The 1,463-nt window shown below is 37.9% G+C and carries 2 protein-coding genes and 1 pseudogene; 2 read left to right on the top strand and 1 reads right to left on the bottom strand.

Annotated elements, in window-relative coordinates:
- Window positions 1–226: 226 nt before the first annotated feature.
- Window positions 227–475, top strand: coding sequence for a type II toxin-antitoxin system Phd/YefM family antitoxin (locus tag TP70_RS03550; RefSeq protein WP_042740169.1), 249 nt, complete (start codon window positions 227–229; stop codon window positions 473–475).
- A complete protein-coding gene (locus TP70_RS03545) occupies window positions 475–792 on the top strand; it encodes a type II toxin-antitoxin system RelE/ParE family toxin (RefSeq protein ID WP_042740170.1) in 318 nt (105 codons plus the stop codon). Before TP70_RS03550 ends, TP70_RS03545 begins: the two co-directional genes overlap by 1 nt.
- 380 nt (window positions 793–1,172) lie before the next feature.
- Here the strand turns inward: TP70_RS03545 and TP70_RS12555 are convergent.
- A pseudogene (locus TP70_RS12555) lies at window positions 1,173–1,463 on the bottom strand (hypothetical protein); the annotation flags it as partial.

Here is a 1,463-nt window from a genome sequence, read left to right as displayed (position 1 = left end):
CCCTTTCTTCTATAATGTTTGGACATGCTTCTACTCTCGCTTATAACCACCATCGTCGTTGGGGTTTGAGGTTCGGTCTGAACTTAGTTCATCCGACCGACAAAACCAAAGACTAACGACCTAGGTTACTTGTTGTCAAATAGACCATGGAATAAAGCAAACGAACTTGAAGAAAAAGTTACCACGTGGTAGAATTTAGTAAAATTTTAAGTGAGTAGGTGATACCATGGAAAATATTGTCCCTGTATCTGATATGCGTTATTATAATCAAACGCTTAGTGATGTTTCTGTTGGTTCTCAGGTCATCTTGACCCGTAATGGAAAAGCAGCGTATGCGGTCGTTGACATAGAAGAATGGCAACGTACTAAAGCGATGCTCCGACTATTTGAAGAACTGCAGAAAGGCTATCGCTCCCTGACTAATGAAAAAAACTATACGCCTGATGAATTAGCTAAACGGTTAGAGGTTGAGTGATGACTTATCAAGTGATAATCTCAAGTGAAACTGTCAGAGACATTGAGGAGGCAGTTTTCTATAAAGAGGGTCTAGGAGTTTACCCAGAAAATATTGTAAAGTTCAAACAAGCTATTGTTTCAACAATCAGAAAGTTAGCAGATTCGCCTAAAATTGGCTCTAACTTATCAGCAAGAATTGACGAAGAAACTGAGATTAGATATAGCGTGATTGGTGACTATATCCTATTTTATGAAATCGATAGTGAGATAGTCAAAGTACTGCGTTTGTTGCCAGCTAAAACCAACTGGATGAATATAATTCTAAAGTACTTGTGACATAATATCCGTTAGGGATACCTTAGCGATTTGGTTGGTGGTATTTGCAATTCCACCATGGTGAGCAAGTGGAAACATGGTCAAGAGGGGCACAAAAAGAGCGTGCACGAGTCTCATTAGACTGTACACGCTCTTAATGTTTACTTAAACAAAAAAGGGTTATACACTTCTATCTGCATACTGAGTATATAACAAAACCGCTTCTCAGCTTGTATCTTACTTTAACGAGTAGATAAAATCAAGCAAGAAATGTGTAACTCTTTTTCAAATCAAAAATCGAAAGAGAACTTTTGGTATGAATAACAAAATAAAATTTGTGGAAGTTAGCCTAAAAATCTTGGATAAATCCCCCAAATTTATGTGCCGTAAGTTGCCGTCTTCTACTTTCTATTATCGTGACCATGATAATTCTGAGGTTTTCCACCTAGCTGATGGAACCTTTCATACATATAATTAGAAAGCTCCTCGAACGCTCTATTTAAGCGATTGAAAGCATTTCTAGTGCCAACATATTCCCGACCTTCTAGTAACGCTCTTCTCATGAATGCTAGCGCTTTCGAAAATACGACGTTTAACTCGTATGATTGAGAATTTTTATTCCCACTTTGAAAATATTCTAATCCTGCACTTTTGATAGGCGTTAGAATCTCTAGAAGCGGTTGCGGGTCAGG

Origin of the sequence: Staphylococcus microti (genome assembly GCF_000934465.1) — a bacterium.
Lineage (GTDB): Bacteria > Bacillota > Bacilli > Staphylococcales > Staphylococcaceae > Staphylococcus > Staphylococcus microti.
The sequence above is the reverse complement of the archived record's forward strand: the minus strand, read 5'-3'. Positions and strand labels throughout refer to the sequence as shown.